Source organism: Candidatus Methylacidiphilales bacterium, assembly GCA_033875315.1.
Taxonomy (GTDB): domain Bacteria; phylum Verrucomicrobiota; class Verrucomicrobiia; order Methylacidiphilales; family CAZTYG01; genus JANRJG01.
The window spans coordinates 109315-134723 of the sequence record JANRJG010000041.1; the positions used below are offsets into that span (position 1 = coordinate 109315).

23 protein-coding genes and 2 tRNA genes are annotated in these 25409 nt (G+C 58.6%); 8 read left to right on the top strand and 17 right to left on the bottom strand.

The annotated features are described in order from the left end of the window. Positions 1-28: 28 nt before the first annotated feature. The 8 genes from SFU85_13395 to rfbF form a co-directional block, all read right to left on the bottom strand. Positions 29-1690: a hypothetical protein gene (locus SFU85_13395; protein ID MDX6767772.1), complete on the bottom strand. Its 1662-nt coding sequence runs from the start codon at positions 1688-1690 to the stop codon at positions 29-31. A 272-nt stretch (positions 1691-1962) separates the two neighbouring features. Beyond that, positions 1963-2679: a glycosyltransferase family 2 protein gene (locus SFU85_13400; GenBank protein ID MDX6767773.1), complete on the bottom strand. Its 717-nt coding sequence runs from the start codon at positions 2677-2679 to the stop codon at positions 1963-1965. Positions 2680-3421: 742 nt separating this feature from the next. Next, positions 3422-4705 carry a hypothetical protein gene (locus SFU85_13405; protein ID MDX6767774.1) on the bottom strand — a complete coding sequence of 428 codons (1284 nt, stop codon included), beginning with the start codon at positions 4703-4705 and terminating at the stop codon, positions 3422-3424. Between the two features lie 224 nt (positions 4706-4929). Further along, on the bottom strand, positions 4930-6927 hold the full coding sequence (rfbH, locus tag SFU85_13410) for a lipopolysaccharide biosynthesis protein RfbH (protein MDX6767775.1): 1998 nt from the start codon (positions 6925-6927) through the stop codon (positions 4930-4932). Beyond that, entirely contained in the window at positions 6924-7139 is a 216-nt protein-coding gene (locus tag SFU85_13415; GenBank protein ID MDX6767776.1) for a hypothetical protein, read from the bottom strand. Before SFU85_13415 ends, rfbH begins: the two co-directional genes overlap by 4 nt. Continuing rightward, complete coding sequence (gene rfbG / locus SFU85_13420; GenBank protein ID MDX6767777.1) at positions 7136-8377, bottom strand: CDP-glucose 4,6-dehydratase; 1242 nt, start codon at positions 8375-8377, stop codon at positions 7136-7138. The genes SFU85_13415 and rfbG overlap by 4 nt, the downstream gene beginning before the upstream one ends. Next, on the bottom strand, positions 8374-8736 hold the full coding sequence (locus tag SFU85_13425) for a four helix bundle protein (protein MDX6767778.1): 363 nt from the start codon (positions 8734-8736) through the stop codon (positions 8374-8376). Before SFU85_13425 ends, rfbG begins: the two co-directional genes overlap by 4 nt. Positions 8737-8787: 51 nt before the next feature. Next, the gene (rfbF, locus tag SFU85_13430) at positions 8788-9555 is read right to left on the bottom strand and encodes a glucose-1-phosphate cytidylyltransferase (protein ID MDX6767779.1); all 768 of its coding nucleotides are present in this window, start codon (positions 9553-9555) and stop codon (positions 8788-8790) included. 247 nt (positions 9556-9802) lie between these two features. On the opposite strand from rfbF, the gene SFU85_13435 reads away from it, so the two are divergent. Further along, positions 9803-10678, top strand: a complete 876-nt coding sequence (locus SFU85_13435) for a sugar nucleotide-binding protein (GenBank protein ID MDX6767780.1) — start codon at positions 9803-9805, stop codon at positions 10676-10678. A gap of 357 nt (positions 10679-11035) precedes the next feature. Here SFU85_13435 and SFU85_13440 read toward each other — a convergent pair whose 3' ends face one another. Continuing rightward, positions 11036-12121, bottom strand: a complete 1086-nt coding sequence (locus tag SFU85_13440) for an STELLO glycosyltransferase family protein (protein ID MDX6767781.1) — start codon at positions 12119-12121, stop codon at positions 11036-11038. 27 nt (positions 12122-12148) lie between these two features. Then, a complete protein-coding gene (locus tag SFU85_13445) occupies positions 12149-12886 on the bottom strand; it encodes a glycosyltransferase (protein ID MDX6767782.1) in 738 nt (245 codons plus the stop codon). A 323-nt stretch (positions 12887-13209) separates the two neighbouring features. On the opposite strand from SFU85_13445, the gene gmd reads away from it, so the two are divergent. Together gmd and SFU85_13455 are read left to right on the top strand one after the other, a co-directional pair. Beyond that, positions 13210-14217 carry a GDP-mannose 4,6-dehydratase gene (gene gmd / locus SFU85_13450; protein ID MDX6767783.1) on the top strand — a complete coding sequence of 336 codons (1008 nt, stop codon included), beginning with the start codon at positions 13210-13212 and terminating at the stop codon, positions 14215-14217. Between the two features lie 21 nt (positions 14218-14238). Further along, positions 14239-15168 (top strand): GDP-L-fucose synthase, encoded by a 930-nt coding sequence (locus SFU85_13455; GenBank protein ID MDX6767784.1) that lies wholly within the window; start codon positions 14239-14241, stop codon positions 15166-15168. A gap of 1 nt (position 15169) precedes the next feature. Here the strand turns inward: SFU85_13455 and SFU85_13460 are convergent, their stop codons facing one another. Genes SFU85_13460 through SFU85_13485 form a run of 6 tightly spaced genes read right to left on the bottom strand, consistent with a single transcriptional unit; the run spans position 15170 to position 21573 of the window. Next, entirely contained in the window at positions 15170-16042 is an 873-nt protein-coding gene (locus SFU85_13460) for a sugar nucleotide-binding protein (GenBank protein MDX6767785.1), read from the bottom strand. Positions 16043-16085: 43 nt separating this feature from the next. Continuing rightward, the gene (gene glf, locus SFU85_13465) at positions 16086-17201 is read right to left on the bottom strand and encodes a UDP-galactopyranose mutase (protein ID MDX6767786.1); all 1116 of its coding nucleotides are present in this window, start codon (positions 17199-17201) and stop codon (positions 16086-16088) included. A gap of 22 nt (positions 17202-17223) precedes the next feature. Beyond that, on the bottom strand, positions 17224-18105 hold the full coding sequence (gene rfbA / locus SFU85_13470) for a glucose-1-phosphate thymidylyltransferase RfbA (protein ID MDX6767787.1): 882 nt from the start codon (positions 18103-18105) through the stop codon (positions 17224-17226). A 21-nt stretch (positions 18106-18126) separates the two neighbouring features. Beyond that, a complete protein-coding gene (gene rfbB, locus SFU85_13475; GenBank protein MDX6767788.1) occupies positions 18127-19188 on the bottom strand; it encodes a dTDP-glucose 4,6-dehydratase in 1062 nt (353 codons plus the stop codon). Positions 19189-19222: 34 nt separating this feature from the next. Continuing rightward, a complete protein-coding gene (gene thrC / locus SFU85_13480; GenBank protein MDX6767789.1) occupies positions 19223-20287 on the bottom strand; it encodes a threonine synthase in 1065 nt (354 codons plus the stop codon). Further along, entirely contained in the window at positions 20284-21573 is a 1290-nt protein-coding gene (locus tag SFU85_13485; GenBank protein MDX6767790.1) for a homoserine dehydrogenase, read from the bottom strand. The genes thrC and SFU85_13485 overlap by 4 nt, the downstream gene beginning before the upstream one ends. 99 nt (positions 21574-21672) lie before the next feature. Between SFU85_13485 and SFU85_13490 the strand changes: the two genes are divergently transcribed. From SFU85_13490 to SFU85_13510, 5 genes are all read left to right on the top strand, one after another. Next, positions 21673-22635, top strand: coding sequence for a hypothetical protein (locus SFU85_13490; protein ID MDX6767791.1), 963 nt, complete (start codon positions 21673-21675; stop codon positions 22633-22635). Positions 22636-22715: 80 nt separating this feature from the next. Continuing rightward, positions 22716-22789 (top strand) — tRNA-Pro (locus tag SFU85_13495). A 69-nt stretch (positions 22790-22858) separates the two neighbouring features. After that, positions 22859-22931: transfer RNA gene (locus SFU85_13500), tRNA-Arg, on the top strand. A 45-nt stretch (positions 22932-22976) separates the two neighbouring features. Further along, positions 22977-23486, top strand: coding sequence for a hypothetical protein (locus tag SFU85_13505; protein ID MDX6767792.1), 510 nt, complete (start codon positions 22977-22979; stop codon positions 23484-23486). A gap of 118 nt (positions 23487-23604) precedes the next feature. Then, positions 23605-23901, top strand: a complete 297-nt coding sequence (locus SFU85_13510) for a hypothetical protein (GenBank protein ID MDX6767793.1) — start codon at positions 23605-23607, stop codon at positions 23899-23901. Between the two features lie 430 nt (positions 23902-24331). Here SFU85_13510 and SFU85_13515 read toward each other — a convergent pair whose 3' ends face one another. Further along, entirely contained in the window at positions 24332-25321 is a 990-nt protein-coding gene (locus SFU85_13515; GenBank protein ID MDX6767794.1) for a serine/threonine-protein kinase, read from the bottom strand. Between the last annotated feature and the right edge of the window lie 88 nt (positions 25322-25409).

The following is a 25409-nucleotide window of genomic DNA, read 5'->3' on the forward strand; positions in this document are numbered from 1 at the left end:
ACAGGCCAGAGGCCTTTGAGCAGGCGGGTCAAGGAAGCCGTTCCCAGATATCCCACCAACACGATCCTTCCCTGATTTTGCTCACGACAGGCACCGAAGACCGTAACCGGTAGCGGCCCGAACCGACAGGAGGAGACGCCTCGGACGCATCGGGTTTTCTCTTGAGCACGACCCAGTCCAACCCATCCATCCCGTCCGAATGGAACCGCACCTGGCGTCTGCCAAAAGGTCGCCAAAGGGATACTTCCGAATCATCGCCCGAACCGGCAAAACCGACCACCCGGACCCCGCTTGGCAGGGCTTCGCGCACGGGCGCAAGCGCATCCCACCTCCGCGAGTACACCTCATAGACTTGCTTCACTCTCTCCCAGGTTTTCCCTTCGGCGCGGTTCCCCAAGCATTCCCTCACAATGACCTCCACTGGCACGAGGGGACGCGACGGGGTCAGGGCAAGCGGAATCCAGGCGGTGGCGGCGACCCCCACTCCGCACCAGGAAATCCACCGGCAGTCAGGAACAGGACCGGACAAACGCAACACCGCCGCAATCAGAAGGGGGTAATAGGGCGCCAGAAGCCTGGCCGTGCATTCGCTCCCCATCTTGGCGGCATAGACCGCAGCCGCCAAAAACCCAGTTAGGCAAACCCCTATCACCAGCCAGTCCAGCAGGCCCTTCGATGTCCCGGGCTGTTCCGCCTTCCCGAACCGCCTCCACAATCGAAGACGGGTGGCCATCGCGGTGGCACCAGAAAGCCCCAGAAACAGGGTCAATCCCAGTCCCAGTCCGGCTCCTTCTTCGTTGGGCAATTCCCCCATGTTCAGGCTCAGGCGGGGAAAGTCCGTTTTCAGTTGCCCCACCCCCAAAGAGTCCGCCAACCGGTTCACGGGTCCGTTCCACCATGCAGGCAGGGGTAGGAGCGGAGGCTGAAGGCTCCCCACAGCCAGTTGGAGGACATTGCCCGCCACTCCCGCTGCGGGATTATCCAGTTTCATTTTGCCGTTGTTGTCGGGATCTCCACTCCAGTCGCCGACATGAAGATGATTGAGAACAGCCAGGGGCAGGAATGACACCCCTGCCGCGACCACTCCTAGGCTGACCCAGCGAAGGGGTTGCCGAAATGGTTCTTTCCACAGAGGCAAAAGGGGGAGAAGACAGGGCAGAAGCAACGGCAGGTTCGAGGCCTTTGCCCCGGTCAGCAGGGCGGCAGAAAGAACCGACAAGGCCGCGGGAAGAAACACTCCCGGACCCGGGCCTGCACTCCAGAGATCCCGGGCCATGAATCCGAAATGCAGCGCCGCCAGAACATAGACGACCGCGTAGCTGTCATTTCCCGCGCTCCCGGCCTGCATGGCATAGCAATAGCCGGAGGGCAGGAGCCACATCCAAACCCAGGCGGTTTTCCGGCCCAATCCCAAACGCTTGAAAACGGAATAAACCAATCCCGGCATCAGGAGGTAGGGAATCCAGTTGAGGAGAAAGAATAGGCGGTCGCTCCGGGTGAACTGGAAGAGGGGCATGACCATCCATTCAAAACCGGTTCCACTGTAGTTGAGGCGGTCGTTCCCGGTCACAATCCAATGCCACCCCCCCTCCCACCACCAATGAAGTATCCGGGGAAAGCGGTAGGTCAGAAAATCGTAGTTGTTGGGATGGTACAACAGACCTCCCGCCAGTGCGAACAAGGAAGTCACCAACCAAATAAATGGCAGCCAGTTCGGCAACGTACCTGGATTTTTGAGTGCCCGTAAAAAACGAAGGCGCCTTGGAAACCAGTCCGCCCCTCCTGCCAAACCCAGATCACGCCGTCTCCAAATGCAACATCCGACGAACCCAGCCAGGAAGCAGGCATACCCCGGTCGGCTCATCCAACCCGGCAGAGAAAGCAACCAGCCCGTCAGCGTGGCCCAAGCCGAGAAGAGCAACCAGCAAACAGACCCCTTCTCCGTGCCGCCAAAGACTCGGGTCATCGGAAAAGGTTGTAGCGGACGATGCACCACAAGGCCCTCACCCCGTCTTTCCAGCCGATTTTTTTCCCCTCTTCGTAGGTACGCCCGTAGTAAGAGATGGGAACCTCGTAAATGCGCAGCCTGGGTTGGTGGCGCGCCACTTTGGCGGTGATCTCAGGCTCAAATCCAAATCGCTCTTCCTCGATCTTCATCCCTTGGATGATTTCCCGTTTGAAGACTTTGTAGCACGTTTCCATATCGGTGAGGTTGAGATTGGTGAACATGTTCGAAAGCAGGGTGAGGAACGTATTCCCCACGTAGTGCCAAAAATACAGCACCCGGTGGGTACCCGATCCCATGAAACGCGACCCGAAAACCACATCGGCCCGGTCATCCCAGAGGGGACGCAAGAGGGTGGGATAATCCTCCGGGGTGTATTCCAAATCGGCATCCTGAATCAACACATAGGGTGCCGTGGCGTGTCCGAAGCCGCTCCGCAGGGCGGCACCCTTTCCCCGGTTCACCTCGTGCCGGAAAATCCGAATACGGCGATCGCCCTCGGCCAGTTTCTCCATCACCCTCCAAGTCCCGTCCCGCGAGCAATCATCCACCAGAATCAGTTCCGCCACTTCGGGACGGACCAAAACGGCTTCCACCACCCGGGAAAGGGTGGATTCCTCATTGAACACAGGCATGACGACAGAAACAGTTCTCTGGACATCTTCAGGTGTCATCTTGCCGGGAATTTATCGGATTCTTGTTCCATTGCCAACGAAAGCTTCCCACTTCGCGGCATCTTCATTCTCCCCTTCGTAACGCCCGGAACATAGCGCTTCGCCCCGTTCTTGACTCTGGCGTGTTACACAACACGGAACAAACTGGACCTGTGAAGTTTGGGGGTAGTGTCAAAAGGCAATTGATGGCCACTTCCTCCTGCTTGTCTGGTCCGATCAGGCTTATACCAAGTTGAATGGATTAAGCGGAAAATGAGGCAAACGCGCTCGGCTTGTCCCGCCATAGGCCCGGCGACGGCGGAAGTGCGCGTTCCGCCTTGGATGCCTTTGGTGGAGCGGGCCGTGTGAGGTCGCGTTCTCCCGTGACCACGTCACCGTGGAACGGGACACGTGGCGCTTCCAACGCGGTCACGCGAACCTCCGCGTGAGCGGCACGTTGCCGCAACGGGGCTCACAGTGCCGGGCACGTTGGGTTCCCGCCCATTCAGTTAGATTTGATATTAGAGCCTGCGGAACCTTCTGATCGGCTCAAATTCCCAATCCCTCCTATTGAAAAACCACTCTCTGAACCTTCCTTCATAAAAAGACTCCCCGGCCATATCCTCTCATGGGCCGGCTCTGAACATCGTATGTGTTTGCCGCGCCTTGAACACCGGGACCTCAATGCCTTCCACCGACTACTGCAAGATTGACCATGAAAAGGATCGGCATGGATTTACTTTCCATTTTTTGGCGCAGGATCTCAATCCAAGGGCAGATGAAAGGGCAGCCATTTCACGCGATAAAAGAGACGTCCAGCGCCGGCGGGGTCATGGTCCGTCAGGACTTCGGCCCCTGCCCCTTGGATGACAGAACCCAGCGAAGTCCAAGTCACCAGGTCCGGTGATGACTCTACCTGATAACCATTTTTATTCACTCCAGGAAAACGCAGACGGACTTGCAAGCCCGGAAGGATTTCCAAAGAAGGCTTAAGTTCGGGGAGGGAGGGATTGAATACCACGGTGCCATGATTAAAGACGACCGGCGAATCCATCAACACAGGCGCGTTCCAGTTTGCCCAATCATTGGTCGATTCAACGTAAGACATTCTACTGTAAATAGCATCGGCAAAGTAAAACCGCCAATTCGTGCCGCCCAGGTGGACCATGGTGCCGCCTTCCTTATAAGCACCAATGCCCTGCCAATTCCCGCCACGGACCACTGCATAGGGACCGGTCAGGGCATTAGACTTGGCCCATTGGATACAACTTGTCGATACATCAAAGTAAAACAAGTGGTACTCTCCTCCCCGCTTCACCACATAGGCATCATAATACCCCACGAATGTGGTGCTCCCCGGGGGATGGGTGAATGAGGGGAAAGCACTTCCAGTCAATTCCGTCGGAGCAGACCAGGAGGACCATTGCCCGGATGATGTGGGATGGATCTCATACAAACGATGCTCGCGGGTTATCAGCGGTGAAACACTGAATAATATGTGCAGCGATCCATCGTCGTCGCGAAACCACTCCGGAGCCCAGGTGTAGTTTGTGTTCGGAATACCTGCGGTACTGACATCGATCACCTTGGTCCAGTTGACCAAGTCGGTAGACCTTAGGATGGTGAAGTAGGCCGCGTTCCCCAAATTACTCCCAGCGGTGTGGCAGACATACCAAGCATCCGGCAATTTGATAATCGAAGGGTCGCGCAGGGTTTCGGGTGAAGTCGTTGTAAAAACCGGCCCCCCGGTGAGCGGATCAAAGCGCCTGCCATCAAATGAGGAAGCGAGATAAAGTTGTGTCTGAGCCGAATTGGAAAACGTGGCAAAGTAATAGCGCGGCGTTGTTGCGTCGAGAGACCAAGCCCGCGTCATGCCGCAAAAAACCGCCGTGCCGGCAGCCGCACAGCGCATCAAAGACTTGATGTCCAGATGAATCACTCTGCCATGGTATCCAAGCCCGGGATCGCCTTCAATACTTATTATTGCTAAGTTAGGTGTCTCTTTCCCCCATTCTTTTAGAGAAACAAGCAACCAGGACCAAGACATGCCGGCCCCTGATGTCCCTCACGAGGAGACCCAAGAGAACTTGCGTCAAAAGAACCGTTCTCACACATGTCCAACTGCGCGTTCCCGCCTCGTTTCGCTCGAGGTGTAAACGCACACCAATCAACCAGACAGGGCGGATCAATCAAACAAAGAAAAAACACGAGAGCCCCATTGCAGAAGCGTCCGTGGCCATCCCGCCCTACGTCCCCGCATTTGGATTAGAATCAACCGCTCACTTGTCGCTCTGTACCAACAAAACCCCTGATCACCCTCACCATGCGGTCGATCTGGGCCGGGGTCAGGCCGGGATAGACTCCGATGAAGATCGCCTCATTCATGATTCTATCCGCACCCGGGAGAAGGCTTGTTGCTCCTTGTTTGCCCCGGCTTCCCCCGACGACGCGGAACGCGTCCGGGTTGTCATGACGCAACTGGACGAATGCCGGCTGGCGGACGAGGTTGCCACCAAAGAGCATGCGGTTGCCGATCTTGTGTTCGTCCAAATGCCGGGCCAGATCTGTGCGGGAAAAAGGAGCCCCGGGCTTCACCAGCATCATGAAGCCGAACCAGGACGGACTGCAGCGCAGCCCGTGTTCATGTGACATGTCTGAGTTTAAGGGAGAAAGACCGTCGGATTTCCATCCGAATGAGGCCTCCTGCCATTCGTCTTTTCTTGAACTTAAACCTTCAACTTCAACTCCCAACCATGCGGATGCATGGGTGGGCAGGGCAAACTCCAGCACATCCTCCAGCCCGGCCAATCCCCGGCGCAACAATTCCCAGTTGCGTTTGCGGGCCTCGATGAAGGCGGGCATCTTCTTCAATTGGGCCCGGCCGATGGCCGCCTGCGGATCGAGCGGCTTCAGGTTGTAGCCGATGTGGCTGTAGATGTATTTGTGGTCGTAGCCCTCGGGCAGTTCACCCAGTTGCCAGCCGAACCGTTTCCGGCAGGTGTTATCGACCCCGCTGGCGCACCAGCAATCCCGGCCCCAGTCCCGGAAGCTCTCCACCAGCACCTTGAGCTTCATGTCCTTGACGATGTTGATGGCCCCACCCTCGCCCATGGTCAGGTGGTGCGGCGGGTAGAAGGACTGTGTGCTGAGGTCACCGAAAGTGCCGGTGTAGGCGGTCAAAATCCCGTCCACGATACGGGGGATTTTGAGTGCCTGGTTCTGTGTGTTTGATTCTGGGTTGGCTCTCGCGCGCTGGAGAAGATGCTGCAATCCCAAGGATTCGGCCAACGCGACGGGAAGCGAATATGTGCAACCCAGGGCATCACAATTGTCCTCGATCAGCCAGAGGTCGTGTTTTTTGCAGAAGGCCAGCACGGTGGCCAGATCGAAGGGGTTGCCCAGGGCGTGGGCCATCATGACGGCCTTGGTTTTCCCGGGGACAAAGGCTTCCTCCAAGCGGGAGAGATCGGCGTTGCCGGTCGTGGGGTCATTGTCGAGGAAAACGGGCACCGCGCCATTTTGCAGGATCGGGGCCACGGTGGTGGGGAATCCGGCCGCGCAGGTGATGATTTCGTCGCTGGGACGGATGCGTTTCTCCGGTGGCAGTTTGTGGCTGGTCAGGGCGGTGAAGGCCAGCAGGTTGGCCGAAGAGCCGGAATTGGTCAGGATACAGCGGCGCACCCCGAGGAATTCCGCCAGTTCGGATTCAAAAGCCTCACCCTCCTTGCCCAGGGTGAGCCAAAAATCGAGGGTGGCGGAAACCGCCGCCGTCACTTCGTCTTCATCAAAGACACGACCGGCGTAGGGAATGGCTTCCGGCTTCAAGTTTCCGGCTTCAAGTTTCCGGTGGGTTTCAGCCTCCGTTTCCAAGCGGACCTCATCATCCCCGGGCCTTTGCGCCAAGTGGGTCAGGCGGGAGAAGGAACGGGAATTGGACAAGGCCAAGGCTTTGTGACAATCCTTCAAACGAGAGGGCTTCAGTGACGCGCCCCAATCCCGAAGCTCGGATTCATGAACGGTCAGAAAGCGGTCTGTGCGGATATAACTCGTCTTCAGCAAACGACCGCTGGCCAGATCTTCCTGGGTAAAGGCGATCGCATGAGGATAGTGCGGCGCACCGGTGACTTTGAGAAGAGTGACGTCACCCTGTTTATCAGCGCCCGTGATCGCCAATGCAGGCCTGCTTTTCGAAGAAAAGGATGCCGACCCCTTGCGGTCGGAATCCGTATGTGGCCAGTCAAGGTAGTAAAAGCGGCCGGGTTGGATCATTTGCCGGGGATTTCAAAGAGTTCTTCCGCAGATTCATCTTCATCCCCTCGGATGAAGGAAGGCATTTGCAGGTCCAGCATCGCTTTTCGTTCGAGCGAGATACTCAGAAGCTCATTTTCGGTATAAAGTTCTAAGTGTGCCCCCTCGGGAATGGGTTCGCTCGAGTCTATGACCCGCAACACGCCACCCTCCTTGACGACAGTGATACTCATAATGGTGCATGATACTCCCTGATCTGTCTCCGGGTCAATTCTCCCGGATTGCCCCCCTCGTGAACTCCACGATACCACGCCACGGTTTGTGACAACGTGGTGGCAAAATCCCATCGCGGTGACCAGCCCAACAGATGATGGGCCTTGTCCCAGACGAGATTGAGCTTCCCGGCCTCGTGGGGGGCGTTCGGGTCGGAGCGGTCCTCCCAGGTGCCTGGCCAATGTTTGAGTATTTCCTCGACCAGCTCTTCGACCGTCTTGTTGGATTCCAGATGGGGACCGAAGTTGAAGGCGGCGCAGAGCTCTGCCGTTGAAGGGTTGAAGGGTTGAGAGGTCGAGGGGATTCCACCTTTAAATCCTTCAACGCCGCCTGCGGCGGCATTCACCCCATCAACACTTGCGGCGAGACGAGCCGCAAGGAGGAGATAACCGGACAGAGGCTCCAACACGTGCTGCCAGGGACGGGTGGAGATTTTGTTGCGCACGGGCACCGGATGTCCGGAAGCAAGGGCGCGGATGGCGTCGGGCACAATACGGTCCATAGCCCAATCCCCGCCCCCGATGACATTGCCCGCCCGGGCCGAGGCAACGAAGCACGATGCACGAAGCCCTTCATCTTCGAAAAACGAATTCCGCCAGGAAGCAATGGCGATCTCCGCCGCGCCTTTGCTCGAACTGTAGGGATCGTGGCCGCCGAGCGGATCCACTTCCCGGTAGCCGTGCAACCACTCACGGTTTTCGTACACTTTGTCGGTGGTGATGAGGACCGCGACGGTCGTCACCTTGCTCAAGTTTGAGTCGGAAGTTGAAACTCCCCTTAAACTTGCGGCTTTGGCTTCTTGAAGTGCCCTCAGCGCTTCAAGAACATGGATGGTGCCCATGACGTTGGTTTCCCAGGTCTCCACCGGGGTGCTGTAGGACAAGCGGACCAAGGGTTGGGCGGCCAGGTGGAAGACGAAGTCGGGCGAAATTTCCAATACGGTCTTTTTCACCGAAGCCCCGTCGCGGATGTCACCTCGGCGGTCATTCATTCGGGAGGCGAGTCCCAGTTGATCGAAGAGACAGGGCGAGGACACGGGCTCCGGCAGGCTGAAGCCATGGACCTTGGCCCCGAGGGAGAGGAGCCACTCACAGAGCCAGGCCCCTTTGAATCCGGTGTGGCCGGTCACGAAAACGTTCTTTCCAAGGAACGTTTTCGTGAGTTGAAGTTGTGAATTTAAGTTTAAGAGGGAACTCATTTTAAGACATCCGGGGTTTTCAGGCTTCTGGTAAACGCATAAAGTATGTGCGAAAAATCCGCACGTTCACGCAGATAAGTTTCCAACTCGGCACCGGTTGCGACCGCCAACTCCCAGGCAATCATCAACTGCGATCTAAGTTCACCAAGTGGGCCCCGGGCGATGCCCACAAAACGGGCAAATTCCGCAGGAAAGTTTCGTTCCGCCCGTTCTGCGATTTTGGAGGGCACACTGATGGCGGTTCGTAAAATCCGGCCTCGTAGTGCAAAGAAACGGCAATCAATGAACACACGACAAACGTAGACGGTCGGTTTGTGGGCTCTTTCCCAAATTTCCAGATCCTCAAAGCCTCTGCTCATGACAATCCGCTCTAACTTAAAATTACAACTTCAAGACGCGACAGAGCCGCGTCACCAAACCTTCCAAGGCGCTTTCCCGCTGTTCCAAAGTTCTTCAAGGTGATTCTTATCCCGGAGGGTATCCATCGGCTGCCAGAATCCTTCGTGCTTGAAGGCCCTCATCTGGCCTTCGGCGGCCAATCGCTCCATGGGCTCCTTTTCCCAAAGCGTTCCATCACCCTCCACATGCCCGAGAACCGAGGGATCGAGGACAAAAAAACCACCGTTGATCCAGGAGCCGTCTCCCTTGGGTTTCTCTTGGAAGGCAACCATTTCGTCCCCGTCTAGTTGCAGCGCACCGAATCTCCCGCTGGGCTGCACGGCGGTCAAAGTGGCCTTTTTCCCATGGGCCTTGTGGAAGGCGATAAGCGCCTTGATGTCAACATCCCCCACACCATCTCCATAGGTCATACAGAAGGCACCGTCCTGCACATAAGGAGCGATCCGCTTCAGCCGCCCACCGGTCATCGTGTCTTCACCCGTGTCGACGATGGTGACCCGCCAAGGCTCGGTGCGTTTTTCATGTACTTCCATTTTATTGTCCCGCATGTCAAAGGTTACATCGGATTGGTGGAGAAAATAATTGGCGAAATATTCTTTGATCAGGTATCCCCGGTAACCCGCGCAAATGACAAAGTCATGGATGCCGTGGGCCGAGTAAATCTTCATGATGTGCCAAAGGATGGGATAATTCCCGATCTGGACCATGGGCTTGGGCTTGAGGGAGGTTTCTTCGCTGAGTCGGGTGCCCAAACCTCCGGCCAAAAGAACTGCTTTCATATCTACAACCTATTGAAGAAAGCGAAATCTGGAAACCGGAAACTTAATGGCCCGCTCCGGGCCATACGTCGACCCGGTCCAGAGCCGCTTCGGAGGGGATTCGCCAGCTCATTGGTGAAGTCACGGCACGCCGTCCGGGCGATTCTTAACGGGATGCCCGGGGACCATGCGTTTTCGTTCATCAGCCACTTCCACCCTGTCGGCTTCGGGGTTGTCATTCCTTGGAAACCCCTATTAGTCTAAGCAGATGATATTGCTTTTGGGAGCTTCCGGTTACATAGGTTCGGCATTCCAAACGCACTACCGTTCCAGGAACCTTGATTTCAAGGCTGTTTCCCTGACCCATTCACCTGACCCAAGGGAATCACTGGCCAAAGCCATCCGGGAGCTCCGCCCCACTTTCTTGGTCAATTGCGCGGGCTTTACAGGGAAACCCAATGTGGACGCAGCAGAAGACCGCAAGGCCGAGTGCCTGGAGGTCAACACCCATCTCCCAAGCATGATTGCCCAAATATGCGCCGATCACCAATTGCCCTGGGGTCACGTTTCTTCGGGCTGCATTTATACCGGCAGCAAATCCTGCGGCTCGGGATTTTCCGAGGAAGACCCACCCAACTTCGATTTCCGCCACAACAACTGCAGTTTCTACAGCGGCTCCAAAGCCCTGGCCGAAGAAGTTCTCAAAGAAGCCCCCAACTGTTTCCTCTGGCGACTCCGCATTCCCTTCAATGAGTTCGACCATCCTCGCAATTACCTCACCAAACTCATGCGCTACTCCCGTCTCCTCGATGTGCGCAACTCCATTTCCCAGGTAGACGATTTCGTCCGGGCCTGTTGTGAAACCTGGTCCAAACGGCTTCCCTATGGCACCTACAATATGACCAATCCCGGCTCGGTCACCACCCGCGAGGTGGCCGCCCTCATTGAAAAATACGGTCTTGGACGCCCCGGAGGCTTCCAGTTTTTCGAGTCCGAGGATGAATTCATGCAACTGGCCGCGACCACACCGCGGGCCAGTTGCGTTCTTGACTCATCCAAGTTGGCTACGCATGGCATCGTTCTCAGGGAAGTACATGACTCCATCGAATGGTGTTTGAAGAACTGGCGCCCGGCCGCCCCTTGACCAGCGCCACGTCCCTGCCCTTATGCCACCGGGCACGGAACGAGAACCGACAGACACGACAAAACAAAGGCTACACCCTGACGGGTCTTGTTCGGTATCCAAATCTTCCCCGAAGCCCCTCTCCAACCCATACAAGGAATTGCATCCAGTTAAACCGGAATGGCTCCAAGCAAGGAGACCCGGTGAAGACGATGGTTGATGGCCATTGCGGTTCAGCGCCCGAAGGTTCGGTCGCATACGCTCAACATCCAAGTGGATTGATTTTCTGAACCCGCGTGAATCCGGGCTCAAGACGCCCGCACCTTGATTGATGGCCACACCAGCATTCAAGGTGCGTCCTGCATGTCCACCCGCCTGTCATACACCCCGGTGTACTGATGCGGGCCCGGCGTCCCCAGCCTTCTGGGGAAACGAGGAATGACCGGGCAGATCCAGCAAATCCTTCAGCCAAGCATCCAGCAAATCCATTTCCTCTGGACCAATCCACCCCTTCGCGATGAGTTCTCCATAGCAGGCCCGAATATTGGCCGTAATGGCCGCAGGCCCCTGGGGTAAATCCAAACGCTCCAAAGCCTCGGCGATGTGGCGATTATGCAGATAACCCGGCACTTCATCCCGGAAATCCACGATCAGGCTGTGCTCATTCCGTTCCTGCCAGACGGTGGCCGAGTGGAAAGAAAGCCCCCATCCACAGGTCCACAGGATGCGTTGGGCGACAAAGCTGCGCCAGATATCCGTCATCCGGAAGCTGCAATGGGCCGGGAGGTAGAGGAGGGGATAGACTTCGGGGAAGAACGTCGTGTTCTGGCTGTTGAACGGGCACCACTGGTTTTTTTGCAAAACCATGGGCCGGTCCTTGCGGAAGTTGAAGGGCAGGGGATAAAGCATGCGGTAGACGGCATCCACATCGGGATTTTCATCCGCCAAACCCTGTTGGATGGGACAAGCCCCGGAGAACGCGTTCGGCAGACGAGGCGGAACCGAGCCGGCCGAGCGAACGCCGTCCAGCGGATACCCCCTGGGATAAATAAAATCATCCGCGAAATGGCCATAGACATTGACCCATCCCGAGGCTTCCACCGCATCCCCATTCACCAAGCGGTTGCGCGGTGCCCAAAAATCAGGACGAGGAAAATTATCATCGTCGGTCTCGACAATAAACCGCGCCCCGCCCGCAATGGCCGCGAGGTAGGCAATGTTCTTCCGGGTATAGGAGCGGGTCGGACAAAGCCCGGCGTATTGGAACGGCATTTGCCTCTGCTGGTCAACGGAAAGGAACTCACAACCCGGCAGCAGAAAATGATCCGGGCTTTTGGTGTCACCCGCGACGATGAACCGGCAACCCGCACCCGCCGCACCCTGGGCCAGGGCGCGCAAAACGGGATTGGGCGCCGAAATCGAGGTGACGACCAGGGCCCCCTGCCCGAAAGGAATCGGATCCATGTTGCAACCAAGCTCAGTCATGATGTTTCATTCGATTTGGGGGCTCTTCCCCATCAGCCGCAACAGGAAGTAATGCCACAGGACCAGGAGGGAATTCTTGATGGCATTTTCGGAAACCCGCGGAGAAGGGGCGCGGTAGTGGATCGGCACCTCGATCAACCGGTGGTGCCGAAGCAAGTGGCGCACTTCCGTCTGATAAAAATGCGCCCGGGAGAGCAACGGATAGTCCACCAGTTTTTGCAGTACATTGCGATGGAAACCTTGGAAGCCCGAAGTCATATCGGCCAGCCTGGCCCCGAGCAGGATCTGTGCGGCCAGCGTGCCGCCCTTGGAAAGCAATCTCCTGCTCCAGGGGGAATCCGCCATCGATCCCCCGTTGATGTAACGGCTGCCGAAGGCGCATTCGTTGCCTTCGTTCAACACCCGGAGAAACATAGGCAGGGCCCGTGGGTCGTGCGCAAGGCCGGCATCCATCTCGATCACGATCTGATGACCGCGGGCCAAGGCCTCGCGGAAACCATGCAGGTAGGCATCCACCACATTCCTGTTGTCGGGTGCCCAGCAGGTGCGGAAACGGGGGTCTTTTTGTTCCCATTCGCGGCAGAGCTCCAGTGTCCGGTCTTTCGATACATGGTCCACGATGAAATAGACCACCCCACTGCCGATCTGGTCCAGCGTGCCACGGAGAACGGCGGCAAATGCTTCGAAGTCCGCCTCCTCATTGGCCATGGGCACAATCACACACCAATCGATCGATGAATACATAGCTGCGGCTTTCCGTTCAATTTACAGGTCCTATTGATACGAGGGTTTTTATAAATGACGCGAAACGTTTAGCCGAACCAAAATCAATGAACCGGCCCAAGCTGCCCATCAACTGCTTTTTCGACCCCCGAAGCGATTGGCCAAATTTCAAACTAAACCCCTTTTCAAGCCGGCTCAATATCCTCCTTGTAATCACCTGCGGAAGATATCCACCAAACAGCGGGGACAATCTTGCTTCTGCAGGCGCAGGACGACGCCCCAGTTTTTCCTCTGTCATTCTACTCCTTCTCGACAGCCCCTCGATGTTTCGATAAAACCCTCGGATGCCCACTGCACTCATCACCGGCATCACCGGCCAAGACGGTTCCTACCTCGCAGAGCTGCTTCTACAAAAAGGATACACCGTCCATGGCATCATGCGCCGGTCCTCCAGCTTCAACACCGACCGCATCGAACCCATCTACCAATCCCCGCAGGACGGGAGTCGCAGGCTTTTCCTCCACTATGGCGACCTTTCCGATTCCAGTTCGACGCTCTCCCTCGTGGGGGACATCAAGCCGGACGAGATTTACCACCTCGGCGCCCAAAGCCATGTCCGGGTCAGCTTCGATATCCCGGAATACACCGGCGACGTCACCGGCCTGGGCACCACTCGCCTCCTCGAGGCCATGCGCCGATCCTGTCCGAAGAGCCGCTTCTACCAGGCCTCCAGCAGCGAGATGTATGGACTGGTCCAGGAAGTGCCCCAGAAGGAAACCACCCCTTTCTATCCCCGCAGCCCCTACGGCGCCGCCAAGGTCTACGCCTACTGGCTAACTGTCAATTACCGCGAAAGCTACGGCCTCCATGCCACCAATGGCATCCTCTTCAACCACGAATCCCCGCGGCGCGGGGAAACCTTCGTCACACGCAAGATCACCCGCGCGGTCGCCCGCATCAAGAAAGGTCTCCAGAAAAAGCTCCACATGGGCAACCTTGAGGCCAAGCGGGACTGGGGCTACGCCCCCGATTACGTCGAGGCCATGTGGATGATGCTCCAACAGGAAAAGGGCGACGACTATGTGGTCGCCACCGGGGAGACACACAGTGTGCGTGAGTTTCTAGAATTGGCCTTTGGTCGTGCCGGGATGGACTACCGCGATTATGTCGAACACGACGCCCGTTACGAACGCCCGGCAGAAGTCGATCTGCTCATCGGCGACCCCTCCAAGGCCCGCCGCCAGCTCGGCTGGGAACCCCGGGTCAAGTTCAAGGAACTGGTCGAAATCATGGTCGACGCTGATATCCACCTTCTCGACGAGGAACTGGCCGGTCAGCATGTGCGGGCCTGAGGAGCCACACCACCCCAGGACATGAGCACCCTTCAGGGAAAATTGTTCATCGCCGGCCACCGCGGCCTCGTCGGCCGCGCCCTCTGCCGTGCCGCCGGTCATCATCCCGGACTGGAACTGGTGACACGCACCCGCCAAGAGGTCAATCTTGAGGACGAGGCCGCCGTTCGCGCTTTTTTCATCCAGGAAAAGCCGGATTACGTCATCGATGCCGCGGCCAAGGTCGGCGGCATAAAGGCCAACAACGACTTCCCTGTCGATTTCCTCCTGACCAACCTGCGTATCCAGAACAACATCATATCCGCCGCCCACACGGCCGGGGTGCGTAAATTGCTTTTCCTCGGCAGTTCGTGCATCTATCCGAAGCTGGCGCCCCAGCCCATCCGCGAGGACGCCCTCCTCACCGGGCCGCTCGAACCGACCAACGAGTGGTATGCCGTGGCCAAGATCACCGGGATCAAACTCTGCCAGGCCTACCGCAAACAGTACGGCGCCTCCTTCATCAGCGCCATGCCCACCAACCTTTACGGACCCCATGACAACTTCGACCTCCAGTCGTCACATGTGCTCCCCGCCCTCATCCGCAAATTTCACGAAGCCAAATCCTCCGGAGGCAAAGTCACCCTCTGGGGCACCGGCAGCCCCCGCCGGGAGTTCCTCCACGTCGACGACCTGGCCGCCGCCTGTTTCCTGCTTCTGGAGGTTTACGACGGAGGGGAACCGGTGAACCTGGGCTGCGGCGAGGATGTCACCATCAAAGAACTGGCAGAAACCGTTGCCCGGGTCACCGGGTTCGCAGGCGGACTCGAGTGGGACACCCGCATGCCGGACGGCACGCCACGCAAGCTCCTCGATATTTCCCGCATCCGGGCCATGGGCTGGAGCCCGCAGATCTCTCTGGAGGAAGGCATCCGCCAGACCTATTCTTGGTATCTGAACACCAGCGCTTGAGTCAGGAGCCGGTCCGCCGTTCACGCACCGAGCGCTCCAGCGCTTCGTGTATCTCCGTGAACCTTACCCCTTGGGCCAATGCTTTGGAGGAATCGAGAACACATTCCGATCGCGGGGTGCGGCCGGCCACCGAGACAAATTCCTGGGAATCGGCAAAGAAGCGCACGGGCCCGGCAATCAAGCCCGCCCGAACGAGCAGGGCAGTCAGTTCCGAGGTGCGCACCACTCCCGGATTGGTCATGTTGTAAATCCCGAAAGGCGCCCGGTTCATGGCCAAATCCAGACATCCGGCCGTGAACTCATCGATTTGGCTGATCGAATTTTCCGATTCCAGATGGCAGGGGTAACCCATGATTTTTGACAGATAATTGCGCGGTTCTGCATCCCCGTTGAACGGGCGGCGCAGACGCCAGATCCAAACCTGTTCCTTCAATCGCAGCATCTCCTCCGCCAATGCCTTGCAGCCGCTGTAGAAACTGGAGTTGTTGTGACGGAAATCAAAGTTGGGCAAATCGCTTTCACACCAACCCTGTCCCTCCTTTTTGCATCCACTGTAAATGCAACCACTGGAGACGTGCCCCAAAGGAATGCCCCTGGCGGCACAGGCCTCACTCAAGCGGACTGGAAAGGCCAGATTGGCTTCCAGGCAGCGTATTTTTTGCCGTTCCGCGGCCTCGACGTTGGGGATACCCGTAAAACCGGCCGCACATATCACCAGCGTGGGTTGGATTTCATCCAGCAATTGCCCCAAGACCCACGGAATACCATAGTCCCGCTGACCGCGCACGGGACCATAAAAGGAGATCCCCCTCTGCCCAAGCGCACGCTGGAAGGCTTTCCCGACATATCCCGTGGCACCCAACAACAAAACCATAATGCAAGCTAGAAAGACCCCAACGGGTGTCGAGTATGTTGAATCAACTTTTCAGTGACGGGGCGATGCGGTCGAATTCCGCCAAAGCCATGCCCACCACTTGGTCCATGTTGTAGTAGCGGTAGGTGGCCAGGCGTCCGATGAAACTGGTATTCGGCTCGGCCTCGGCCATCAAACGGTATTTTTCGTACAAGGCCCGGGCGTCAGGGGCCGGGATGGGGTAATAGGCCTCTTTGCCCGGCCCGTAGTCCTCGGGGTATTCGCGCACAATGGTCGTCACCGGGAGCTTCTGGCCGGTGGCGTGTTTCAATTCAACAATGCGGGTGAAGGCCTCGTCGTTGGGGTAGTTGACCTGCATGGCCGGCTGGAAGTATTCCCGGGCCAGGGTTTCGGGCTCGAAACGCAGGGAACGATAGGGTAGCGGCCCGTGGCAACAGTCGAAATACTCATCCACGGCCCCGGTATATACCAGATGACGGTGACCGGTTTCGCCTTGGATGGAACGGTAGTCGGTCCCCAACCGGACCTCGATGAGCGGATGGTCGAGGATCTTCTCAAACATGCGGGTGTATCCTTCTTTGGGCAGGGCTTGGAATTTTTCCGAAAAATAACGATCGTCGCGGTTGGTGCGGATGGGGATGCGACCACAGACACTGGCGTCCAGTTCCTTGGGATCGCGCCGCCACTGCTTGCCGGTGTAGTTCTTGAAAAACATCTCATAAAGCTTCCAACCCACCTGGGAGACGATCACCTCCTCGGAATTCTTCGGCTCGGCAATATCCACCCGCCACTCTTCCAGGGTGGCCTGCATTTCCTCGGGAGTGGAGGATCGTCCGATGAGTTGCTCGAAGGTGTTGAGGTTGATCGGGAACTGCCAGTAACGCCCGTCCACCCGCGAGAGGATCTTGTACTCGACGGCATGCCATTCGGTGAACTGCCCGAGGTAGGCGACGATCCGTTCGGAATTGCTGCGGAAATAATGCGGACCATAGGTGTGGAGCAGAACCCCGGCGGCATCGGTGTGGTCATGGGCGTTTCCACCGATATGGGTGCGCCGGTCAACCACCAGACATCGCAGGCCCAACTGCGAGGCCAGACGTTCCGCGATGACGGCCCCGGCGAAACCCGCGCCGGCGATGAGGATATCACAGCGACTCATGACTCAATGGTCTCGGACCCCATTATTTAAGGCCGGTTGCCGATAGTTTGCGAAGATAGTCCGCGTAGGTGCTACGGCCCATTCGGACCACTGATTGCTCCAAGGCCGCCGCATCCAACCAGCCCTGACGCCAACCGATTTCCTCCAAGCAGGCGATTTGCAGGCCTTGCCGCTCCTGCACGGCCTGGACAAACTGGCCCGCTTGCAGGAGCGATTCGTGGGTGCCGGTGTCCAGCCAAGCCACCCCGCGCCCCATGATACGAACGTGGAGAGCGCCCTCCCGCAGATAGGTTTCATTAAGGGCGGTGATTTCCAGTTCCCCGCGGGCGCTGGGCTTGAGCTGCCGGGCTTTCTCCGGGGCGCGCCCATCATAAAAATACAATCCGGGCACGGCAAAACTCGACTTGGGCTGTGCCGGTTTCTCTTCCAGCGAAACGGCCCGCCCTTCCGGACCGAACTCCACCACTCCATAGCGTTGGGGATCGGCGACATGATAGGCAAAAATGGTCGCCCCCTGTTCCAGACTGGAAACTTCAAGAAGGGTCTCCCCCAGGGCATGCCCGTAGAAAAGGTTGTCGCCGAGCACCAGGCAGGAAGGCGCGCCGTCCAAGAACTTCTCCCCGATCAGGAAGGCCTGCGCCAGACCATCGGGCCTGGCTTGTTCGGCGTATTGGAGGGAAATACCGAAGGCACTGCCATCTCCGAGCAGCCGCCGGAAGAGGGGGAGGTCTTCCGGGGTGGAGATGACCAGAATCTCCCGGATGCCCGCGAGCATGAGCACGGACAACGGGTAATAGACCATGGGCTTGTCATATATGGGGAGCAGTTGCTTGCTCACCGCCTTGGTCAGGGGGAAAAGACGGGTGCCGCTGCCTCCGGCGAGGATGATGCCTTTGCGTTGCATGGACGGGTCTCCGGGAAGAATTCAATTCCGGGAACCGAGGCGCTCCCGGGCATACTTCTTAGCCGTGATGTTGTCGCACCACTGGCGGTTCTGCAAATACCATTGCACGGTTTCGCGCAGGCCGGTTTCCAATGTCCAGCGGGGCGACCAACCCAGCTCGCGCTGGATTTTGCGGATGTCCATGGCGTAGCGGCGGTCATGGCCCGGCCGGTCGGGAACAAAGCTTTTCAATACGGCATAAGAGCCTCCTCCAGCCCGCGGTGCCAGTTCGTCGAGCAGACGGATGAGGGCGTCGATCAGCACCAGGTTGGTGCGCTCGGATGCTCCGCCGATGTTGTAGGATTCCCCGGGAACTCCAGCCTCCAGGACACGGGCGATGGCGGTGCAATGGTCCTCGACATAGAGCCAATCGCGGATGTTGGCCCCATCACCATAAATGGGCAGGGGCTTGCCCTCAAGAGCGTTGAGGATCATCAGGGGGATCAGCTTCTCCGGGAACTGGCGCGGACCGTAATTATTGGAACAGTTGGTCAGAAGAACCGGGAGTCCATAAGTGTGGTGCGCCGCGCGCACCAAGTGGTCACTCCCGGCCTTGGACGCAGCGTAGGGACTGTTGGGAGCGTAGGGCGTGGTCTCGGAGAAGGCCGGGTCCTCAAGTCCGAGTGAACCAAAGACCTCATCGGTGGAAATATGCAGGAACCGCATCGCGGCACGGGCCGCCTCCGGGGCGGCCTTCCAATGACGACGGAAGACATCCAGCAGCCGCAGCGTGCCCACCACGTTCGTTTGTACAAACGGCTCCGGGGTGTCGATGGAACGGTCGACGTGCGATTCAGCGGCAAAATGGACCAGCCGTCCGATACCGTGCACGCGGAGCAGGCCGGATACGAGGTCCGCATCCAGGATATCGCCGTGGACAAAGACCACACGCGGATCGTCGGGCACATTCGTCCGAACGCCGGCATAGGTCAGCGCGTCGAGGACCACCAAGCGGTCCACAGGCCGGGCTGTGGAGCCCAGGACATGGCGGACAAAATGGGAACCTATGAAACCGGCGCCACCGGTGATGAGGATGCGATTCATATGGACAGTCGCATCATTCGAGGCGTGCGTGGAATCAAACCCCCACTGCCTTGAGCACGGCTTCCAAGGTGGGTGGTATGGGATTCAATTCCTGGGCGGCGCATCGGATGGCCCGGTCGGGGTCCTTGAGTCCGTGCCCGGTCATGGTCGCCGTGACCAGGGCTCCCGCCGGCAACGGCGCCGTCCGGGTCATCTTGATCAGGCCGGCCAGGGGGGCGGCACAGGCGGGTTCGACGAAGATCCCCTCCGTGGCGGCGAGCAGTTGGTAAGCATGAAGGATTTCCGCGTCGGTGACTTTGTCGATTTTTCCACCGGAATCGCGCGCCGCCTCGAGCGCGGGCTGCCAACTGGCCGGGTTGCCGATACGGATGGCGGTGGCCACGGTTTCAGGATGCTCGATGATGTGCCCGTCGACAATCGGGGCGGAGCCTGCGGCCTGCCAACCCATCATCTTGGGGAGGGAGGTTGATTTGCCCGCTTGGTGGTATTCGCGGAATCCGCTCCAATAGGCGGTGATGTTGCCGGCATTGCCGACGGGGATGAAATGGTAGTCCGGGGCGCGGCCGAGGACGTCACATATCTCGAAAGCGGCCGTTTTCTGGCCCTCGATGCGGACCGGATTGATCGAATTGACGACCTCGAAGTGCTCCAGTTTGCCAAGCTCGCGGACGAGGTTCAGGGCGTCGTCGAAATTCCCGGTGATGGGGATGATCTGGGCGCCGTAGATGAGGGCCTGGGCGAGTTTGCCCATGGCTATGTTGCCGTGGGGCAGGACGACCACGGCCTTCATGCCGGCGCGGGCGGCATAGGCGGCAGCGGCGGCTGAGGTGTTGCCGGTGCTGGCGCAGGCCACCACCCGGGCGCCGCGCTCCTTGGCCACCGACATGGCCAGGGTCATCCCGCGGTCCTTGAACGAACACGTGGGGTTGAGGGCCTCGTATTTGAGATAGAGGGTGACGTCGGCCCCGATGGCCGCGGCCAGCCGCGGAACGGGGATGAGCGGGGTGTTGCCCTCGAGGAGGGTCACCACGGGGGTTTTATCGGTAACGGGAAGATAAGCACGGTAGTGCTCGATGAGGCCGGGCCAGGGTTGGTTCATGAAAAATCCTCCACGCGGATGACCTGTGACGGACAGTGGACCACGTCCAGGTGCTCGATTTCCGCCAAAGCGGCGGCGAAATCCGCTTCGCGGGCATCGTCCAGCAGCATGACCAGGGGAACGGATCCGCCTTGATGTCCTTCGGGCTGGAAGACCGAGGAAATGCCGATGCGGTGGCGGCCGAAGACATCGGCCACCCGGGCGAGGACGCCCGGCCTGTCGGTCACTCCCAGGCGGACATAGAAGCGCGAAACCATTTCCCCGCGGGGCACCGTCCCCTGGTAACATGTGTGGGAGGCCAGGCGGCGGAATCCGACGCCATGCATGCGATCGATGGCGGCCTCGGACAAGTCGCCCAGAACGGCGCTGGCCGTGGCATCCGGCCCGGCCCCGCGACCGTAGAAAAGCGTCCGTCCGACCACATCGCCCTCGACGGCCACGGCGTTGTAGACACCGGAAACGGATGCGAGGACATGGTCCAAGGGGACGAGGGTGGGGTTGACGCGGACGGCGACGGCATTTTGGGCATCCGGGCGGATGCGGGCCAGCAGCTTGATGGTATAACCCAGTTTGCGGGCGAAGGCCATGTCCAGTGCGGTGACCGCGCGGATGCCTTCGACTGAAAGCTGGTCCATCCGCACCCAGAATCCGTAGGCCAGGGAGGCGAGGATGGCGGCCTTGTGCGCGGCGTCGATGCCATCGACATCCAAGGCTTCATCAGCCTCGGCGTAGCCCAGTCGTTTGGCATCGGCCAATACCTCGGCATAATCCAAACCCTCCTCCGCCATGCGGCTGAGGATGTAGTTGCAGGTGCCGTTGATGATGCCGTGGATGGAAAGGATGCGGTTGGCCCGGAGGCCTTCGCGAAGGGCCTTGATGATGGGGATGCCACCGGCAACGCTGGCCTCAAAATAGATCGAAGCCTGGTGTTGCTCCGCCAGAGCGAACAGTTCATTCCCACAATCGGCCAGCAGGGCCTTGTTGGCGGTGACGAGCGATTTGCCGGCGCGCAGGGTGGCTTCGGCCACTTCCCGGGCGGTGGTGGTCCCGCCCATCAATTCGGCAACGATGGAAACGGCGGGATTGTGGACAAGCGCTTTCCAGTCATCCGTGACGGGAGCCCCGGCGGTGTCACGGGCCTTGGCGGGGTCGCGGACGGCCACTCCCACAATGTCGAGGCGGGCGCCGCAGCGTTCGGTGAGGAGGTCACGATTGGCCTGGAGGTGGCGGACCACGCCTCCGCCCACGATTCCACAACCGACCAATCCAATACCGAATTGTTGCATGAGCCTGTGATCAAGCCAGAATCCGGGGAGGCCGTCAATCCGCGGTCGGAAACGTTGAAACCGCTTGTCCGTGCCTGCCTGATGGGCTAGCCCATGTTTATGGAGATCACTGGCGTGGAGTTGTTCATGCTGGTCAACATGGCGTTGGACCTGTTGCTTCTCTTGGGCCTGGCTTTCTGGATGACCCGGCAACGTCCGGTGCTCTACGGCCTGCTCCTTGCGGCCAACATCCTGCCCTATTTCATCCATCTGCCGCTGGAAGAAATTCCCGGGGTCAAAACCCGGGGACCGGACACCTCCCCGGGCTACCATGAATTGATGGATGTGGTCCGCCATCCGGACAACATTGTCGGGAAAAAGAACATCCCCTTTCCCGCGCTCCGGTTGCCGGAATTGTTCAGCGCCTTCAAACCACCTTCTGAGGTGGTCGACGCGAATGCCCCCGCAGCCGCACCGGTTCAGCCGGAGGCAGTGGCGCTGGACGGGAATGTGTTTGCCGGCTGGCACCAGGCGCTCCGGTCAGATCCCCAGGCGCTTTGGCTTTTCCTTCGCCTTTTCTGGACTGCAGGCGCTTTGGTGGTTTTTTTCCAGGACAGGCGATGGGGGATGACCACGCTCGGACTGCAGTTGATCCCCTTCCCCTTCCTGACTTATGCCCTGCCCTATGCCGCGCTGTTCTCGATCTCCATGCCCGACTACGCGGCCCTCGGCGCCACCTTCCAGGATTCCTCGGAAATCTGGGACTATCTTTTGCCAAAATTTTACACCACCCTGACTTTTGGCGGCATGATCGTCTTGGTTGCCGGCGCCCTTTACTTCATGGCCACGGCCAGTCGGAAGCTCTCGCCCAAGCAACTCTTGCTCAAAACCTACCTCGTCCCGGACCGATACCTGGTCAAGCTCAACGGGAACATCCTTCCCTTCGAGGTCAGGGACCACCTCCTGATCATCGAGGGGATTCCCTTCGATTGCAGTGATCCGGCCGTGAATGCCGACAAACCAAACATCTGGCTGCTGGGCAGCCGCACCCAGGTCGAATTCATCGATCGCAAAGCGCTGTGACCTGACCCCGCCCCAGCATGCGGCCCCCAACTCCTTACTTGCACGACAACACCATTTGCGGGATATTCCATCCCTTCGATCGGGCCGTAGCGCAGTTTGGTAGCGCGCTTGTTTCGGGTACAAGAGGTCCCGGGTTCAAATCCCGGCGGCCCGATCCCTCTTCCAAGGTCCTCCGCCAGCCGAATGAATGTCATCGTCCCGATCTGCTGATTTTTTTCTTCAAGTCCCTATAGCTCAACAGGATAGAGCACTGGTTTCCTAAACCGGTTATCGTGGTTCGAGTCCACGTAGGGACAGTCGCTTTGACTTTTGCCCGGTGGCATTCCGGTATAAGATGACCCATGCCGTTGGATTCCCTCATCGACCATCCGGGCAGGAGCCTGTTGGCCGAGTTCGACCGGAAGCAGCGGCGGCTCCACCTTTCCCCGATGAAAAAAACACGCAAGTCCGTTTATCTTGGTGATGACCTAATCCGCGCCGCCCAACACCGCGGGCTCTCGCTGGCCGATTACATCGCACACCTGCATGCGCACCACACCTCCCTTCATGCTGCGCAAGTGGCCAGCGTCTACCGGGGGTTCGCCTTGCTGGAAATGGCCCGGGTGCCCGTCGATCCGGCCTACTTCGAACTGGTCTACGGCGTCTTGGGCGAGGAAACCGGGACGCGTTTCCATAAATCGATCACGGAAAACAAACCCCTGGCCCTGCCCAAAGCGGCGGCCCAATTGTTGGGTGCCGACACCCGGGTGCCCGCCATGGAGGCCATCTTCCTCGCCGCCACCCGTGCCAGCGTGATGCACGAAGGCTATCTCGAAGGGGCCCGCTTGTTGGAAGCCTCGCTCCACCGTTGAATTCGGCCCAGGCGCAAAGCCGGGCGCGTAAGACCCTCCTCACACCGCCCCATCCAGACGTGCCTTCGGCCGGCCGTGGGGACAAGACCCCATTTCCGGAAAGGCACGGCGATCCAAGATGGACTCCAAGAAACAAATCCTATCGGGAAACCATCGCCCCCTGGGCTGGATGGTGAAAGCCCTCTGCCTGATCCTTCCCTTCTTGGCCATCACCTCGGTCGATGCGCGCGACGGCCACCGCCACCGCAACGAATCCTATCAATACGAACGCGCAAACCGGAGCGTCTACCATCGTGGCCACGGTCCCATTTATCGGGACCGGAACGGCTACAACCACGTTTATCAATCGCGCCATAATCACCGGGGATACTGGCGGAACAACAACGGATTACGCGTCTGGATCAACCTGTTTTAACCCACCAATCCCCATCTCGAAACGAAGCAGGGAATGCCCTGCTTCGTTTTTTTGTGCCCTTAATACCAAATTAAAATGACTGAGCGACAGAATAAGCGGGAGGGCGAGGCTCCTGCCGAGCCGGTTTGATGTCTTTATTCCAAGGCCGGCTCAGCAGGAGCTTCGCCCTCCCATAAGGCACTTTTTCGCCCACTCCATTCAATTTGGTTTAACTCCCTAGAGTGCTTTGCGTTTGATTAGCAATGGGCTCAACTCGTTTCTCTTACTCGCTCTCGTGCACGTTCTCTTCCATTCAGAGAGCACGAGAATGAGCGGCAGATTAAATGCAAAATGTTCCATGCCCGGACCACAGACTCCGCATCAACCACGGCAAAGATACGGCGGACAGGAAACCCAGGGCAGAGGCCATGAAAAATGGGAGCCCCTTGAACTAATCAGTCTTTTTTTTGCCCCGGCCAAGCTTGGCCCCGATCCAATCCGAGGCCGAGGTGGCGGCTTGATTGGTGACACGACGGAGGAAGGAAGTGTCCTGCTCGGCCGCCGCAGCCGCCGCGGTGCGTTCCGAACGGGACAATTGCAGGATGGCCTCTTCCGCGCTTTCCGGTCGCCGGGCCGGGTCCCGCTGCATCAATTGGTGCAACCAGATCGCCAGCCCGGTCCCCATGTCGGGCCGGATGTTCAGAATGGAAGGCGCATCCTGATTCACGTGCATGGCCAAAACTTCCGGAACCGAAGGACCGAAAAAAGCCGGCTGGCGGGCCAGGAGGTGGTAAAGCACATGCCCGAGGGAATAGAGGTCGGTGCGCGGGCCCAAAGGCCTCAGCGTCACCTGTTCAGGAGCCACATACAGGTAAGTGCCATACACCGATCCCGTCTGGTCCGGTTCATGCGGCACATCCCGGTGGAGCTTGGACAAGCCAAAATCCAGGAGCTTGAGGCTGGGTCTCCCATCCGAAGTCGGGTGCAGGATGATGTTGGAGGGCTTCATATCCAGATGGATGATCCCCAGACGGTGTGCCGCGGCCAAACCCTCGAGGGACATCCGTGCAATCTGGCAGAATTCATTCACGGAAACCGGCGGACCCTGGATGCGCTCGTGCAGTGTTTCCCCATCAATCCGCTCCATGACAAAATAAGGCCCGGCCTTGTCGATCCCAAAATCGTAGAACCGGACCACATGGGGATGGCGGAGGCTGGCCAGGGCCCGGCCCTCGTTGAAAGATTCCTCGATCAGGGCATGCAGCGAGGCATCCGGCCGCTCTTTCAACCGTTTGACCGCCACCGGCCGGTTCAATTCGTGGTCCCAGCCAGAATAGACCACCCCCAGTCCACCCACCCCGATCGGGGCCAACAGGCGGTAACGCCCCGCGATCCACAACGCGTTGGCCGAAGGACTGGGCATGGAATCCGGTGCGTTCAAACGTTTGTCCTGTAGACCTAGTTTGCCAAGCTTCGCCCGCGAAGCAATCTCCACACGCAGAGGCAGGGTGGAAAATGATTATCCGTCC

What these genes read in the sequence shown, in the direction of transcription:
- SFU85_13400 (MDX6767773.1), bottom strand. Translation starts at nt 2,679, where the DNA reads ATGACACCTGAAGATGTCCAGAGAACTGTTTCTGTCGTCATGCCTGTG.
- SFU85_13405 (MDX6767774.1), bottom strand. Translation starts at nt 4,705, where the DNA reads ATGTCTTGGTCCTGGTTGCTTGTTTCTCTAAAAGAATGGGGGAAAGAG.
- rfbH (MDX6767775.1), bottom strand. Translation starts at nt 6,927, where the DNA reads ATGATCCAACCCGGCCGCTTTTACTACCTTGACTGGCCACATACGGAT.
- SFU85_13415 (MDX6767776.1), bottom strand. Translation starts at nt 7,139, where the DNA reads ATGAGTATCACTGTCGTCAAGGAGGGTGGCGTGTTGCGGGTCATAGAC.
- rfbG (MDX6767777.1), bottom strand. Translation starts at nt 8,377, where the DNA reads ATGAGTTCCCTCTTAAACTTAAATTCACAACTTCAACTCACGAAAACG.
- SFU85_13425 (MDX6767778.1), bottom strand. Translation starts at nt 8,736, where the DNA reads ATGAGCAGAGGCTTTGAGGATCTGGAAATTTGGGAAAGAGCCCACAAA.
- rfbF (MDX6767779.1), bottom strand. Translation starts at nt 9,555, where the DNA reads ATGAAAGCAGTTCTTTTGGCCGGAGGTTTGGGCACCCGACTCAGCGAA.
- SFU85_13435 (MDX6767780.1), top strand. Translation starts at nt 9,803, where the DNA reads ATGATATTGCTTTTGGGAGCTTCCGGTTACATAGGTTCGGCATTCCAA.
- SFU85_13440 (MDX6767781.1), bottom strand. Translation starts at nt 12,121, where the DNA reads ATGGATCCGATTCCTTTCGGGCAGGGGGCCCTGGTCGTCACCTCGATT.
- SFU85_13445 (MDX6767782.1), bottom strand. Translation starts at nt 12,886, where the DNA reads ATGTATTCATCGATCGATTGGTGTGTGATTGTGCCCATGGCCAATGAG.
- gmd (MDX6767783.1), top strand. Translation starts at nt 13,210, where the DNA reads ATGCCCACTGCACTCATCACCGGCATCACCGGCCAAGACGGTTCCTAC.
- SFU85_13455 (MDX6767784.1), top strand. Translation starts at nt 14,239, where the DNA reads ATGAGCACCCTTCAGGGAAAATTGTTCATCGCCGGCCACCGCGGCCTC.
- SFU85_13460 (MDX6767785.1), bottom strand. Translation starts at nt 16,042, where the DNA reads ATGGTTTTGTTGTTGGGTGCCACGGGATATGTCGGGAAAGCCTTCCAG.
- glf (MDX6767786.1), bottom strand. Translation starts at nt 17,201, where the DNA reads ATGAGTCGCTGTGATATCCTCATCGCCGGCGCGGGTTTCGCCGGGGCC.
- rfbA (MDX6767787.1), bottom strand. Translation starts at nt 18,105, where the DNA reads ATGCAACGCAAAGGCATCATCCTCGCCGGAGGCAGCGGCACCCGTCTT.
- rfbB (MDX6767788.1), bottom strand. Translation starts at nt 19,188, where the DNA reads ATGAATCGCATCCTCATCACCGGTGGCGCCGGTTTCATAGGTTCCCAT.
- thrC (MDX6767789.1), bottom strand. Translation starts at nt 20,287, where the DNA reads ATGAACCAACCCTGGCCCGGCCTCATCGAGCACTACCGTGCTTATCTT.
- SFU85_13485 (MDX6767790.1), bottom strand. Translation starts at nt 21,573, where the DNA reads ATGCAACAATTCGGTATTGGATTGGTCGGTTGTGGAATCGTGGGCGGA.
- SFU85_13490 (MDX6767791.1), top strand. Translation starts at nt 21,673, where the DNA reads ATGGAGATCACTGGCGTGGAGTTGTTCATGCTGGTCAACATGGCGTTG.
- SFU85_13505 (MDX6767792.1), top strand. Translation starts at nt 22,977, where the DNA reads ATGCCGTTGGATTCCCTCATCGACCATCCGGGCAGGAGCCTGTTGGCC.
- SFU85_13510 (MDX6767793.1), top strand. Translation starts at nt 23,605, where the DNA reads ATGGACTCCAAGAAACAAATCCTATCGGGAAACCATCGCCCCCTGGGC.